The sequence below is a fragment of the Cryobacterium sp. Y50 genome, assembly GCF_002929805.1.
Lineage (GTDB): Bacteria > Actinomycetota > Actinomycetes > Actinomycetales > Microbacteriaceae > Cryobacterium.
Map to the genome: position 1 here is coordinate 40290 of NZ_PJJM01000104.1, position 14617 is coordinate 54906.

At 62.4% G+C, this 14617-nt stretch carries 11 protein-coding genes; 10 read left to right on the forward strand and 1 reads right to left on the reverse strand.

Translation table 11 applies throughout. The annotated features are described in order from the left end of the window. Positions 1 to 182 precede the first annotated feature (182 nt). From CXY73_RS19060 to CXY73_RS19070, 3 genes are all read left to right on the forward strand, one after another. Entirely contained in the window at positions 183 to 1019 is an 837-nt protein-coding gene (locus CXY73_RS19060; protein ID WP_104178619.1) for a sigma-70 family RNA polymerase sigma factor, read from the forward strand. 99 nt (positions 1020 to 1118) lie between these two features. After that, the gene (locus CXY73_RS19065; protein WP_104138933.1) at positions 1119 to 1454 is read left to right on the forward strand and encodes a flagellin; all 336 of its coding nucleotides are present in this window, start codon (positions 1119 to 1121) and stop codon (positions 1452 to 1454) included. A gap of 132 nt (positions 1455 to 1586) precedes the next feature. Next, entirely contained in the window at positions 1587 to 2252 is a 666-nt protein-coding gene (locus CXY73_RS19070; protein ID WP_104178620.1) for a maleylpyruvate isomerase family mycothiol-dependent enzyme, read from the forward strand. Here the strand turns inward: CXY73_RS19070 and CXY73_RS19075 are convergent. Beyond that, positions 2249 to 3664: an HNH endonuclease signature motif containing protein gene (locus CXY73_RS19075; protein WP_158254164.1), complete on the reverse strand. Its 1416-nt coding sequence runs from the start codon at positions 3662 to 3664 to the stop codon at positions 2249 to 2251. The two genes, CXY73_RS19070 and CXY73_RS19075, sit on opposite strands and share 4 nt — an antisense overlap. A 300-nt stretch (positions 3665 to 3964) precedes the next feature. On the opposite strand from CXY73_RS19075, the gene CXY73_RS22125 reads away from it, so the two are divergent. The 7 genes from CXY73_RS22125 (at position 3965) to CXY73_RS19105 (ending at position 14222) form a co-directional block, all read left to right on the forward strand. After that, complete coding sequence (locus CXY73_RS22125) at positions 3965 to 4129, forward strand: hypothetical protein (RefSeq protein ID WP_158254165.1); 165 nt, start codon at positions 3965 to 3967, stop codon at positions 4127 to 4129. 768 nt (positions 4130 to 4897) lie between these two features. Beyond that, positions 4898 to 6061, forward strand: a complete 1164-nt coding sequence (locus CXY73_RS19080) for a flagellin (RefSeq protein WP_104178622.1) — start codon at positions 4898 to 4900, stop codon at positions 6059 to 6061. 221 nt (positions 6062 to 6282) lie between these two features. Then, a complete protein-coding gene (locus CXY73_RS23685) occupies positions 6283 to 8151 on the forward strand; it encodes a flagellin (protein WP_104178623.1) in 1869 nt (622 codons plus the stop codon). Between the two features lie 598 nt (positions 8152 to 8749). Next, on the forward strand, positions 8750 to 10762 hold the full coding sequence (locus tag CXY73_RS19090; protein ID WP_146071822.1) for a hypothetical protein: 2013 nt from the start codon (positions 8750 to 8752) through the stop codon (positions 10760 to 10762). Positions 10763 to 10777: 15 nt separating this feature from the next. Further along, complete coding sequence (locus CXY73_RS19095) at positions 10778 to 11557, forward strand: hypothetical protein (RefSeq protein WP_104138957.1); 780 nt, start codon at positions 10778 to 10780, stop codon at positions 11555 to 11557. A gap of 88 nt (positions 11558 to 11645) precedes the next feature. Beyond that, entirely contained in the window at positions 11646 to 12920 is a 1275-nt protein-coding gene (locus CXY73_RS22130; RefSeq protein WP_158254166.1) for a hypothetical protein, read from the forward strand. Positions 12921 to 12923: 3 nt separating this feature from the next. After that, the gene (locus CXY73_RS19105) at positions 12924 to 14222 is read left to right on the forward strand and encodes a type IV secretory system conjugative DNA transfer family protein (protein ID WP_104138963.1); all 1299 of its coding nucleotides are present in this window, start codon (positions 12924 to 12926) and stop codon (positions 14220 to 14222) included. Positions 14223 to 14617 lie beyond the last annotated feature (395 nt).

The following is a 14617-nucleotide window of genomic DNA, read 5'->3' on the forward strand; positions in this document are numbered from 1 at the left end:
CCTCCGGAACGTGCTAATCCCCCCCTTCGAGGGACAGGAAATTGGTCAAATGGGTAAAAAGATACTACCCATTTACCCTTTTCTGGGGTAGATTGGCGGTAACAGGCCGTCGGGTCTATTGCGTGTGGCGCATGAGCGGGCACATTTTGACAGGTAGTGAAATAATTCTGGGGGGCCGGCTTGTGAATAGGACTGAGCGCAATGCCCTCGTTGTCGAGAACCTTCCGCTCGTTGGATACCTTGTGTCCGAGGTCTGGGCCAAGGCTCGTCACCTGTCTCGCGATGATCTCGCTTCCGCCGGCGCCGTCGCCCTCATCACTTCAGCGGATGCCTTCAATCCCGATCTCGGCGTTCCCTTCGGTGCCTTCGCCCGCCGTCGCATCATCGGTGCTTTTGCCGACGAGATGCGTTCCAACGACTGGGCCACCCGCACTGCGCGCCGCCGCATCAAGGAAACGCTCTCCGTGCAGGACACGTTGTCCGCAGCTCTGGGTCGCACGCCCAACGTCGAAGAAGTTGCCGCCGCGCTCGGTGTCGATCGCGAGACCGCCGCTGCTGGCCTCTCCGATGCCGCCCGCACGCTGACCACCCTCGACGACACCACCGCCGAATTTCTCGTGGCTGACACGGCCATGCCCGAATCTTCGTTGCTCTCAGATGAGCGACTGGTCTACCTGCGCGCTGCTATCGCGGCCCTGCCGGAGAAAATGCGCGAGATCGTCAAGCAGGTTTACTTCGACGACCGATCGGTTAAAGAGATTGCAGCCGACCTGGGAACCACCCACTCGGCCGTGTCTCAGACCCGAGCCGAGGCCATCCGCTTGTTGCGTGATGGCCTCAGCACCCACTATGCCGATGACACCGAGGCTGTGTACCAGCCGGAGTCGCGCATTGCACCAGCCCGTCGCAGCGCTTACCTCGCTCGACTCGCCGACCTGGCAGCCGTGGGTATGACCCGCACGGTGCGAGGACCACTCCTAGAAGATGCCGTACCCGAGGTCGCCCGCATCGCGTCCTGACCCCCGCAGTACCAATTCACTGCCTAGTTTCACCTCACCAAACAGCATCGGCCCACGGACGGGCCGGCGTGACAATCACATCTCACGGAAGAAAAAATCATGAGCATTCAGGTCAACACTTCGCACTCCGCTTCGACAGCCCTGCGCAACCTGGCAGCGTCGCAAAGCGGTCTCGCTCAGCCAACCGTCGCCCTCTCGGGCGGAATTCGAGACCGCGTCGTCGCCGACACCGTCGAATTCGATGGCAAGCTCTCCCAAGTTGCAACCGAGAACAAGATCGCCGCAAGCACTCCGCTGCGCGACAGCGAGATGGCCGCCGAGATGTCCAAGCACACGCAGGAGAATATTCTCGCGCAGCCGGGCGTCGCCATGTCCGCCCAGGCCAATCAGTCGAACTCTGACGTGCTGCAGCTCCTCGAGCCCGCACGTAAGTAGTCGTCGCAGCCGCTCCAGCGACTGCGGTGTGTTCCCTGCCACTACCCCGTCGACTTCGGTCGGCGGGGTAGTGGTGTTCCTAGGCGAGGTATTTCTGCGTGCTACCGATCGCTGTCGTCTACGCTAAATAATATGGCCGACCTGTCGAAATACCTTCCGCTCAGCCAGCGACGTGTCGGTGACGAATCCGGCGCGAACTCGAACTGGCGCGACTATCTCGCCACCACGCTCACGGCGAGCGCCAATCTGCTCGCGGGGCTCACTGCCGAGCAGTGGGAGTCGTCGAGCCTCTGCAAGGGCTGGCGGGTTCGGGACGTCGCCGGCCACATCGTGTGGCGGGTTGGCAGCTCCAACCGCGAGCTGGTCAGCACTGCGACACGCGCTTATTTTGGTCACTTCATCAATCCCAACCGGGCGATCGATGTGCTCAGTCGTGCCGCAGCAGAAGCGACGCCGGCCGAACTCGTCGCGCAGATCAGGCAGATCGCCGCAAGCAAGGCGGCCGGCTACGGGCGCCACGGCATTACCGAACTCACCGAGGCCGTAGTGCACGGTCTCGACCTGGCGCATCCGCTCGGTCTCACACTGCCGGTGGCGCCGACGGTATCCGGCGCGGTAGCCCTGCGTCAGAGCTTGATCGCGCCGACAGCGATCAAGGCCATACTCCGCGTTCGCACGCTGGTGGCGACGGATGCTGACTGGGGCGTCGGCCGCGGCCCCGAACTCCTCGGAACGGCAGAGGCGCACCTGCTGTTCCTGTTCGGCCGCCCCGGTGGGTTACTTGCAAGGTCGCTCTAGAAGGGTGTTCTGGCCCAGTCGTGGTTGGGGTCAGCGAGTTCGGCCCAGACATCGACCGGTCGCTTCGGGATCTGCTCCGCTGGTGCGCGTTCGCTCGCGGCGGCAGCAGAGTTCGGGCCGAGCCGGGTGGCGGGGTGGGTCGCATAGTGTTTGCCGGCGGGGCTGGTCCAGTGCATCACCCCGTCGGTGCTTTGCTCGGCGGTCCAGCCGGACTCGGTTTTGAGGCGGTGCCCGCGTTTGCAGAGGTGGGCGAGGTTGTCCCAGCGGGTTTCGCCGTTGTATTGCCAGTCGTGGGTGTGGTCGACTTCGCTGTGTCGGGCTTGCCGGGTGCAGCCGGGGAATCGGCAGGTGCCGTCGCGGATCTCCAGCCACTTCTTCAGGTCGGCTGGGACCTTGTAGCGGGTCTTGCCGACGCTGAGCACTGCGCTGGTCTCCGGGTGGATCAGGATGCGGGTGAAGCTTTTCGCTGTGGCGGCGACTCGGCGGGCGGTCTCGGCGTCGATGGGTCCGAATCCGTCGAGGGTTCCGGGTTCGTCGCTGAGGCCCATGAGGGTCAGCACCGGCACGGTCACGTTTACCAAGCCCTGCACTCCGGCGCCCAGGCCCGTCTCGGTCACTCCGGTCAGCAGGAGGTCGACGGCGACGTCGAGGCGTTGCTGGCCGAGGGTGCGGGTATCGACGGGTTCTTGCTCGGCGGCGTTGTGCAGGCTGCGTGCTAGGGAGTCGACGCGGTCGGTGATCGCGGCGGCGTCTTCTTGCGTGAGGATCATCTCGAGACAGGCCATGCCGTCCTGGGCAGGAATGACGGAGAACCACCGCTCGCTCAGTGCCTTCTTATGGCGTTTCACGATCGACTCGGGGTGGGAAAGTTCCCGCACGGTGATCGCCCGCTTCTTGAGCTGCCCGACCGTGAGGTCTTCCACCCCGGTGAGGGCTTCAACTTCGAAGGCGGCCCAGGCATCATCGGGCAGCGACAGAGCATTGTTGACGATGATCTCCGCGTGGCGGTAGCTGATCGTGCCGTCGGCGAGCTTGGCGCGGGTCGCCGGCAGTTCGTGCTGCAGCATCTTGCTCATGCAGAGCAGATTGCGGGCGGTATTGTCATGCACCCGGAGCAGACAAGCGAGCTCCGCGACGAGGCCTTCCTCGGCGGCCTTCTTCTCCGACCAGCGCTGCAACGGGCGACCAGTCTCGCCAGCGTCTTGCGCTTCGCGTGTCAGCAACATTGCCGGCAGCGGTCGACCAGTCTCCGCCGTGCCAGCCACCCATACGGCGACCCGATCGATTGCGGCCGCGCGGGCGGCGTGGGCACGGTTGATGGCCAGATCGCACTCTCGAACCTCGTCAAGTAGCCGCACCTGTTCCTCGTCGACCGGCCGCGTCCGCCAGTCTTGCAGCGCACCTGCGCTCACGTAGTCCAAGGTATCCACTGTGGATCTGCGCTTCGTCTTCGGTTGATTGGGCCTCCGCTGGCCGTTCCCTTCATGCGTCGCTGCAGCTATCTCCTCAGCACCCTGCTGCCCGACGTGAAACGCTCTTGCCAGCGTGGCCGGCGCCGGTTTCGGCGGTGGATCGTCGTTGATCTCCATACATTCATTATCTCACCCATCGAACAAAAAAGCGAGATTTACTCAGATTATAGCTCGGTTTTCGAGCATGAGTCTCGTTCGTAAGTTCGATGCGACTTTCATTCTGCGCGACACTGTTCCGCTGTGAACGTCTCTGACGCCGATGTTGTCATGGCTGTGCAGGCTGACCTGCACTTTGCAAGGGAGCTCGGGTCTGATGACGATGCGGTGCGCAGTGATTGGCGCATCCACCGCGCGGCTGCCCTGCAGCGGATGGCTGTGGCTGAGGCTTCTCCCCAGCGCGCGTAGCTGGCCGCCAAGGCTGGCCGCTAGGGCTGGCCGCCTTGGCGTCGCGGCACGTTGTTGAGCTCGTGGCACTTGATCAAACCAGGGCCATGTTTTCAAAGGCGTGCCGCGGCATTTCAGCTGTAGTTGCTGCGCCAAAGAATTTGTCGCGCCCGGCGGATGCTGCCGGGAACCTTCTCAGCGCGCCTGGTTGGCATCGCCAGACGGTAGACAAGGTGTGCCCCGGAGTGGGGCGCGACCGAAACCGCGTAAAACCGGGGATGTGGCGTGTTGCTACATTGCGCGCGGATGATTCTCGAATATTGGGGTAGACAGTGAGTACCCCAGAGTGGGGGCACGCGAATTCGCTCGTAAATGATCATGCGGCGTGTCGTTTTGTTTATCGGAGATTTCTGGCCTCATCTGGCCTTTTATGGGTGGCACCCACTCGGGGGAGGCCACGTCAACCACCAGCGCTACGGGGGAATCGACGTGTCCCGCAAGCGGGGGGTGGGCTGTTTTCAGGGCCGAAGGCCTGGGAAAGGCGGGTCGGTGCGTACGTCGCGAGAGGTAACATCCGCATAAATACGGGCTTAAATAGGGGGTAGACAGGTAAATATGCCGTCGAGTGCGACTCGCGAGCGGTCATATATATAGACGAAAAGCGCCGAAATTGAAGTTAATGAGTTTTAATCGCCGCGCTCCTTACCCCCATAGGGGGGCGACCGATAGATGTAGATACCGGTCCATGGATGGGCCAGTGTAACAACACCCACTCACGGAGGAATCATCATGGGCATGCAGGTCAACACAAACATCGCGGCAAACAACGCATACCGCAACCTCGCAACAACGCAGAACGACTTGTCGAAGTCGCTGGAGAAACTTTCCAGTGGCCTGCGCATCAACCGCGCCGCGGATGACGCAGCTGGTCTCGCAATCTCGGAAGGACTTAAGTCCCAGGTCGGTGGCCTCACGGTTGCCGCTCGTAACGCCCAAGACGGCATCTCGGTCATCCAGACCGCTGAAGGTTCGCTCAACGAGGTCACCTCGATCCTCCAGCGCATGCGCGACCTGGCTGTTCAGGCCGGTAACGACTCGAACAACACGGCATCTCGTGGTGCGATCAGCACTGAGGTGAGCTCCCTGCGCCAAGAGCTCACGCGTATCTCAGACGCCACTAACTTCAACGGCACGAAGTTGCTCAGTGGCGACGTCGATTCGGTTGCGGCAGGCAATCAGACGTCGTTGACCTTTCAGGTCGGTGCAAACGGCGATGCCAGCAGCAAGATTTCTGTGAACCTCGCTGGCGCGAACGTAAGTTCTATTGTCACCGCGCTGACCTTCGGCACGACGTCGGTCAAGTCGGCCTCAGCAGCAACCGTCAACTACGCCAAGGGCTACGAGTTCACCCAGGGAAGCACCGTTGTTACGGTTGCTGCTCCGGGAACGGCTCCGACCAGCAACGCGGGCGTTGCCACCAACCTCAACGCCGATGCCGGGTTTGCTCAGAACTTCACCGCATCGACCGATGAGGCCGGCAAGTTGGTCGTAACGTCCAAGTCGGGCAGCGCGTCCGCCATCACCATCGACCAGGACGTCACGACTGCCGGTACCTATGCACAGGCGGTCACGGTCGTTGCCGGATCAACCACCCTGGGATTTGACTCGTCCGCGGCTGCTCAGGCATCCATCACGGCGATCGACGCCCAGATTCAGAACGTTTCAACGGCTCGAGCTGAACTCGGTGCAAACCAGAACCGCTTCGAGAGCGTTATCAAGAACTTGGCCGTCTCGAAGGAGAACCTCACCGCTGCCGGTTCGCGTATTCGCGACACCGACATGGCTGAGGAAATGGTCAAGTACACCCGTGCGAACATCCTGTCGCAGGCCGGCACCGCCATGCTCGCGCAGGCGAACCAGAGCAACTCGGGGGTGCTGCAGCTGCTCCAGTAACACCTGAAGTAGGCGTCACCAGCGAGATCGACCGCTGATCTAAGCCAGGTGGCATCCGCTCATGAATGCAAATTCGTGAAGCGGATGCCGCGGGGCTTATTCGTCGTGCCACAAAGTTTTTCGTGATTTCTTCTAACCCCGTTGTCTACCCCCGCCGATAGCTCTGGGTGCTGGCCCATGGATGGGCCGGTGAAGTTAGACCCAATCACGGAGGATTCATCATGGGCATGCAGGTAAATACAAACATTGCGGCAAACAACGCTTACCGCAACCTCGCAACAACGCAGAACGACCTGTCCAAGTCGCTGGAAAAGCTTTCCAGCGGCCTGCGCATCAACCGTGCAGCGGATGACGCAGCTGGTCTGGCAATTTCGGAGGGCCTGAAGTCGCAGGTCGGTGGCCTCACGGTCGCCGCCCGGAATGCACAGGACGCGGTCAGCGTTCTTCAGACCGCAGAAGGTTCGCTCAACGAGGTGCAGTCAATTCTGCAGCGCGTTCGTGACCTCGCTGTTCAGGCTGGTAACGACTCGAACAACGAGGAATCGCGTGCGGCGATTCAGACCGAAGTTACGGCGCTAAGCAAGGAATTGACTCGTATTAGCGAGTCGACCAACTTCAACGGCACCCAGCTTCTCGACGGCAGTAAGTCGGTGCTGAGCTTCCAGATCGGCGCGAACGCCGAGGCCAGCAGCCGCATTGAGGTTGGCCTCGGCAAGTCCAACGTTGCTACGGTTGCCAGCGCCATCGGCGGCGGTACGAACGTTGAGGCAGTCACTACCATCGCCGATGGTGCCGTTCAGCTCAGCGGCGTCGACTTTGACGCCACGACTGTGACCGGCGACGTCAACATTAAGCAGGCCGGCGGCCAAGACTTCACCGTGAGCTTTGGTGCGGCCGATGGTACTCGTACGGATGCCGATGTGCTCGCCAAGCTGCAGTCCGCTGCAGCGGCGACCGGGGGCAAATTCACCGTGACGGCGGATGCCACCGACGCCAGCAAGTACACCATCCAGTCTCAGGATGCCTCGCTTGTCAGCAGCACGACGAACGCGATCACGGTCTCCACCACGAGCGCCGGCACGGTGTCGACCTCGGGCGTGGCCATCGACAGAGCCACCGTAGCCGGCATTGTGACAATTACGCAGGCAAACGGCGCTACGATTTCTCATAACTTTGGCGAGGCAACTAGCACGCTCACTGATGATCAAATCGTGACTGAGTTCAACACCGACTCGTCTAACAATGGCAAGTTCACGGTGAGTAAGGGCGCAACCGCTGGCCAGTTCACCATCGCCTCGGCGAACACGAGTCTCACGGACCCGAAGACCGATGGCATCACGGTTTCTGGAAACAATGCCGGTGCCGTGTCGACAAAGGGTGAGAGCTACACGTACACGTCGGGCAAGGCGCTTCAATTCGTACAGGCCGGTGGTGATACGGGAACATTCACCCTAACCGCGGCGGAAAATAACATCACCAACCTCGTGTCTGCGTTGAACCTTGCCACAACTTTCAACGCAAGCTTCACAGCTTCCGACGTTTCGGGTGTCTTGACGATCACGTCGAAAGCCTCGGGATTGAACAATGCGGTCGACAACAAGATCACCGTCAGTGAAGATGCTGTGGCCAGCATTACGGGAACCTCCACGGCCTCATCCACCGCTTTCAGCGCGGCAGGCACTGCAGTGGGCTCCACCGGCCCCGAGGTCGACTCGACCGGTGTGACCGCGGGTGCCAACGTCTATGAGCAGGTGTCTACGACGGCCAACGTTACGACCGTCGTAGCGGCCTTGGACTTCTCGTCTGCGGCCAGCGCGGCACTGGCGCTGACGGAAATTGACGCCCAGATCACGCAGGTGTCGAGCGCCCGCGCCGAGCTCGGTGCCAACCAGAACCGGTTCGAGAGTGTCATCAGGAACCTGGCCGTCTCGAAGGAGAACCTCACCGCTGCCGGTTCGCGTATTCGCGACACCGACATGGCTGAGGAAATGGTCAAGTACACCCGTGCGAACATCCTGTCGCAGGCCGGCACCGCCATGCTCGCGCAGGCGAACCAGAGCAACTCGGGCGTGCTGCAGCTGCTCCAGTAACACTGGTACAGCCGAATAGACAGGTCGATCCTGACCTGAGCCTGGCCGCAGTCAAAGAGCGAATTGGACGTCGCTCTTCGGCTGTGGCCGGGCTTTTTTCATGCCGTCACCGCCGTTTCGCCGACATGGTCGCGTTGGACGACGGAGATCTCGGCGTGCTCGATCAACGGTGCGGGCCGTAATATCGAGACGGGTCGCGCTGGCTCTCCTCGGCCGAATGAGCGGGACCGCGCCCGATATTGGTGCGCGGTACGCCAGTTACCGTAGCGGACACCGACTTCGGGGGCCCCGCGGCGACGGGGCAATTCCAGGTCGAGCGAGCGGGCCAGCGGGCCCGACAGAGGGCCAGCGACCGTGCGTCCTATCGGGCACTACACGGCAAAATGCACAGTATTCCTTATGTTATCTTTCAGTGAGCACTCAGACAGGTGCCGATTTCACTGGGGGAATTTCTTGGCGCGCAACGGCAGCTTCGCTGGCTAAACCGGCACACCGACGCCCGACGGTGTCGTAACAGACCCACCTACATCTTTCATCGCGTCGCCGCCACGAGAAGCACCACTTTCGTGACCGACGCCCTGCCCAGCGGAGTGACCACGTGAACCAAACCACAGCGAAAGTCCCGAGAAGACGACTGCGCCGAGCATTACACGCCATCGTCGCGGTTGCGACAGCGCTCGTTTTGACCGGATGCGGCGCGCTGATCGACACGACGATGACCGTCGCGAGCGACGGCAGCGGCTCGCGGGTCATGACGTTGACGCTTGCGGCCGACGATGCGGCCAATCTGGTCGGGGGAGCGGCGGCGGTTGACGCATCCGTTCAAAAGTATCTGCCGACCGAACTGAGCTATAGCGGTGTTCAGGTAGCGCCCGACGGCGGCATCGTGCTCTCGCTCACGATGGCCTTTGCCGACTCTGCGGACTATCAGAAGAAGGCGCAGGCGCTGCTCGCGAGCGGCGGAGACACCACGTCGGAGGTCAACTTCTCGGTGACCGATTCCCTGCTGGTTAAGGGCATCACGCTCGATGAGGACTTCACGAGTTACAGCCTGCTCAAGTGGATGTTCGATGGCTTGCTCGCCGACGGCGTTGTTGCCGCTACCGACTCCTCGAACATGTACGAGGTCGGCGTGACCGTGCTGGACTTTGCCGGCACCAGCGTCACTCAGGGCAGCACCTACGACTACTCGAGCGTCATCGACAACGGCTTCACCGAGGTCTCGATGGCCACGGACATCACCGACATCGACCAGATCGAGCGCCGGATTTTCTTCTCGGTTGCAGCGGCGCAATACGCCGCAAACGAGGCCGTCTACGAGAAGTACTTCAGCCAGTCGACTCCGACCGGCGCCGACCTGACGATGGTATCGCCCGGCACCTGGGACCTGCTGTTCAACGGCGACGCGGCAGTTATCGCCAGCGCCACCGACCAAGCGCTGGGCACAACCGGCAGCACTTTCGAGGTGAAATCGGGCGCCGACACCAACGACGCGGCCACGCTAACCAAGTCGGTCACCGAGTTCGCCAGTTGCGCGAACATCTGTGCCACCGGCAGCGATAGCGCCATTCACGACGCGGTCAGCGCCGGAACCGACTACCAGCCGCAGGTCATCGACGTCGACCTGTCGGCCGACACCCCAGTGCGGTTCGACAACTCCCCACCCATCACGTCCGTTGCCGCGGACTTCACCTTCGCAGCCTTCGGCTCCGTCACGGCGACCATGGCGTTCACGGTCGACAACACCGACGTAGCCCTCGTCGGCGACGGCTTCACGAAGCTGTTCACCCCGGCCACAGGTTCCCTCACGTCAAAGAAGGGTGACTCCGAAACCATCTTCACGGCCGTCATTACCGGGAAAGACGCCGAAGCCTTCGCATCCGCTTATTCGAAGTGGTCGCCGGGTGCGACGGTATCGGCGACCGAGAACGAAGCCTCCGGTTTCTTCGCTCGCGACTATAGCTACACGATCGACGCGGGCCTGGGCAAGATCACCGGAAACCACGAGGTCGCGGGAGGCACAACGACAACGATCAGCCTGCCGTTCGGCCAGCGCATGACTGCGGCGACTTTAGAGCCAGACGAGGCCACTGGGCTCATCGGAACGACACTGAAATATTCGGGCGCGGACACCCGCGTGTCGATCCAGAGCAGTGGCCCCACGGTCGCCGGATTCTTTGTTCTGGCCAGCCTTGCCCTCGCCGTCATCGCCGGAATCATCGTTCTCGTGAAGTATCGACGCCTGGTGCTGACGAAGTTTCAGGCCGCGCGAGTGCGGTTCGACGCGGGACGGGTACCGAGCCCGCTCGGCACCACGTTCCCGGCTGCGCCGCCGCGCACGAGCGGGTCGGGATCGCTCTTCGGTCTGCCGGCCATTGCACTACGGCCGCGGCCGAATCAGTCCATGCTCGACTGGCCAATGCAGCGACATACGTTGCGGCCGCCGGGCCTCCTGATGCACCTGGCGAAGTCTGGGAAGCGGGTCACGGTGAAACTGCCGTCCCTGGTCAGTCAGCCGGCGACGCCACGGCCGCGAACGAGTGGCGCCAACCTCTTTGACCTTTCTGACGCGCTCGGCACCAGCCGGCCGCGCAGCACCACCTCCAACTGACGCAAGGACAACCACATGTTTGAATCCGAATCAACCACCACCGCCCCGGGTTTCGGCCCGCCCAGCACCACCGCCGCGACCGACACTCTCGCGTCGCCCACCGCAGCCATGGTCGACTACCCGTTCCGCCTGCTCGCCGACGAGATCGTGCTCGGCACCTACCCCATCACACGCAAGCGCCGCCCGCTCGGCTCGCTCGTGAGCTACCTCTTCGTCACCGACTCCCGGGTGGTTTACTCCGCCGAAGGCAAGACGTTCTGCTCCTCCTCGATTCAGACCAAGGAGTATCAGGTTCCGAAAATCGAGGGCATCGAGATTGGCCGGCACCGTGGGCTCAACGCCCTCGGAGTCGCCGTCAGCATCGGGGTCGTCCTCAACTTTCTCGGAATGGTCATGCTCGCGGTTCTCGCGGGAACCAGCGACTATGTCCCCGCGGAATTCGGTCTCGGAGGCGCATTTCTCGCAATCGCGTCCCTGGTCGTGGGCATAATCGTGATTGCAATCCTGCGCCGGTCGACAGCCACGCTCAAGGTGGTCGGACCGCAGAACTCGCAGACCCTGGCCAACGAGACCGACCTGCTGAAGCTTTTCATGATGATCTTGCTCTTTCTGATCTTCGGCGTCTTCATCGGCTTCACGGTTGTAGTCTGGGCTCTCATTCGCGAACTCGGCGTGTTCAAAGCCGACGACGCCCAGTCGTACGCCGACGCCGACAACATCGACCGCATCGCGCACGAGGTCGGCGCGCTGATCCTCGACGTGCAGGCACGCGGCAAGCTCGCCGGTCGGGACTGATCACAATAATGCGACTCACGAACGGATGCCTGCCCGCTGACGGTTCGCTGACGCGTGCCGTCACCACGACGCCAGGGCACGTGGCCCGGTGATCGACGCGGTGAAAGACGCGGTGAGCGGCCTGGAGAGCGCGGTCGAGCTGTTGACGAACGTGGCCGGAGCTCTGCAGGAGGCATCCGACTTGGTGACGGACACCGCCGAGTTGGTGGGGAACGTCAGCGAAACGCTGCAAAACCCCAGTGCAGTCATCACGGAGGTCCTCGCCGGGCTGCTCGGGGGAGCTGCGTCTGCGTCACCGGAGGCTGCGGCGGGGGCGGCCGTACCGGCAGCTGCCGAGGCGGCAGACGCAGCCGGCGTTCCGCCCGTGGTCGCACTCGATCCACTCAGCGCCCTTGATGGGGCTATCGACACGGTCAACGGTGTTCTCGACGTGCTGGAGAAGGCGCTCGGGCTGCTGGAACGAGTCGATGCGCTCTTCGACAGCCCGGCGCCCGAGCCCTCAAGTGCACCGTCGAGTCAGTCTTCTAGTCAGTCTTCCAGTCAGGCGTCGAGTCAGTCTTCTAGTCAGGCATCGAGCCAGCCCTCCAGCCAGCAATCCAGTGCAGCCGTTGCTGCTTCTGCGGGAGCGGCGTCAGCGACGGCCGGAGTCGGACAATCACAGGGTGATGTCAACCAGACTGGGGACACTGTCACCTACGGGGACACCAACCAGACCATCAACAATTCGGTCAATGCCCCCAGCAACACCAGCAACGCGGTGACCAACACCACTACGTCCGCACCCAACGCTTCGATCTCGGTCATCAATAACCAGTCCATAACGGTGGAGGCCGCCGCGGCCGCGCCGGCCCCGACCCAGCAGGCCCCGACCCAGCAGACTCCGACTCAGCAGACCCCGACGCAGCAGACCCCGACGCAGCAGGCTCCGACCCAGCAGGCTCCGACCCAGCAGACACAGGGTCCGGCTCCTGTGCAGCAAACTTCGGCTCCAGGTCCTGCCGCGGTACAGGCTCCGACGCAGCAGGCGCCGGCTCCGGGAACGACTCCGGTTCCGGCACAACCGGCTGCGGCGCCTGACCCAACGCAGGCCGTGACGCCTGACCCAACGCAGGCCGTGACGCCGGACCCAACGCAGGCCGTGACGCCGGACCCAACGCAGGCCGTGACGCCCGACCCAACGCAGGCCGTGACGCCGGACCAAGCGCAGGCAGTGACGCCCGACGCAACACAGGCACCCTCGCCTGAGCCAACGCAGGCACCGGCGCCTGAACCGACTCCCGCCCCGGTAGAGGCCCCGACTCCGCCGCCCCAGGACGCCACACCGAGCCCGGAACCAGACAACGACCCTGAAATGGACTGGTGAGCCGTGGCCTTCACTGAAGAAGTGGTCAGCGGCGACGTACTGACCGATGCCTGCGGTTACATCGGTGCGAACCCGGCCGAATTCGGCGTTCACGGCGTTGGTGGAACGGGGATCGCGCTCAATGACCCGATGATGGGACGGCACGTTCTCTACATCGGCGGCATCGGAACGGGAAAGACCGTGGGGCTCTCTGCTCTGATCAAAACGATCCGTGGCGGGCTCAAGCCGGATGACGTCATGGTGTTCTTCGATACCAAGGGCGATTACTACGAGGCCTTCCACCAGCCGGGTGACGCCGTGATCGCGGCGACAACGGCCGCTGAGTATGAGGGCCAGGTTTCCTGGAACCTGTTCGAAGAATTCCGTGATGTGCCACTCGGGCGCGAGGTCGATGACGAGATTCTGGAGGTGTGCAACGGACTGTTCTCCTCTCTGATGGAGAACGCCGGTGATAACGCCTACTTTGCCAATGCGGCACGGGACGTCTTCGTTGCTTTGGTCACCGCGATGTACCGAGAGTCGGCCGATCGGTCGAATCAAGACATTCGCATGCTCGTCGGCGGCATGACGATCCCAGAAATGCACGAGCTGCTCGACAAGCCGGAAAACGGCGACCTGCGCGGAGCGAAACACTACATTGCCAAGGAAGGCGCCAACTCCACCATGGCGACCATGGCCTTCATGCAGCAGGTGATTCAGGAGTCATTCCGTTCCTCCTTCGGCCGGGTGGGCGACTTCTCCATTCGCCGGTTCGTGCGCGCCAAGGGTGCCCGTGCGCTCTTTCTGGAGTACGACATTGCCTCCGGCACCATGCTGGCGCCAATTTACAAGACGATGATCGACGTGGCCATGAAAGAGGCGATGTCGCGTTCCCGCGCCGGCGGCCGCGTGTTCTTCGTACTCGATGAGTTTGCTCTGCTGCCGGAGCTGACCCACCTGTCTAACGGGTTGAACTTCGGAAGGTCGCTCGGTCTCAGGTTCATCGTCGGGACGCAGAATATCAAGCAGGTTCAGAACATGTACGGAGAGCAGATGGCGGCATCGGTTCTCTCATCGTTTGGAACGGTGTTCGCATTTCGCCTCTATGACGGCGATTCACGGGCATTCGTGCGCGACCGGTTCGGCAAGAACAAGAAGGTTTCGCGGTTCGAGTCTGTGGTGCGAAACACCGGCATGATCGAAAAGGCTGACGACGGTTATGTCGTCGAAGACTGGGATCTGTCTCGACTGCCGGTGGGAACCTGCATCGCGGCGATCCCCGACCATGCTCCGTTGAGATTCACCTTCGCCTTCGAGCACTAGCACGACCCGGCGTGAGGCCGGTGCAACCCCGGCCTCACGCCCAGATTCTCGCCGGGTTTTCTAACCGCCGAGCATGCGCGGTCGATAGCTTATGATGCTGGCCCATGGATGGGCCGGAGCAGCATCATTTGTTCATGGAGGACACACCATCAGCGTGCAAACAGACACACGAAGTGCGGCGACTCACGCTTACCGCCAGGGCGCACGGCATTCGCCGAACCCCAGCCGCGGTGTTGCCCTGATCAAAATGGATGCCGCCTCCACGTTCACGACGCCGCATCCCTCCCAGCCGGTGCTCCACCCTCAGCCCTCTCATTAGCGCAGCTGACCCTCAATCTTGTATGGCGGTAGCGAACCGGCGAACTGGACCTCGCTCAACACTGCCGTCATACAGA

Excerpts from the sequence above, each read along its gene's own strand:
- CXY73_RS19065 (WP_104138933.1), top strand. The coding sequence starts at position 1,119 with ATGAGCATTCAGGTCAACACTTCGCACTCCGCTTCGACAGCCCTGCGC.
- CXY73_RS19070 (WP_104178620.1), top strand. The coding sequence starts at position 1,587 with ATGGCCGACCTGTCGAAATACCTTCCGCTCAGCCAGCGACGTGTCGGT.
- CXY73_RS19080 (WP_104178622.1), top strand. The coding sequence starts at position 4,898 with ATGGGCATGCAGGTCAACACAAACATCGCGGCAAACAACGCATACCGC.
- CXY73_RS23685 (WP_104178623.1), top strand. The coding sequence starts at position 6,283 with ATGGGCATGCAGGTAAATACAAACATTGCGGCAAACAACGCTTACCGC.
- CXY73_RS19095 (WP_104138957.1), top strand. The coding sequence starts at position 10,778 with ATGTTTGAATCCGAATCAACCACCACCGCCCCGGGTTTCGGCCCGCCC.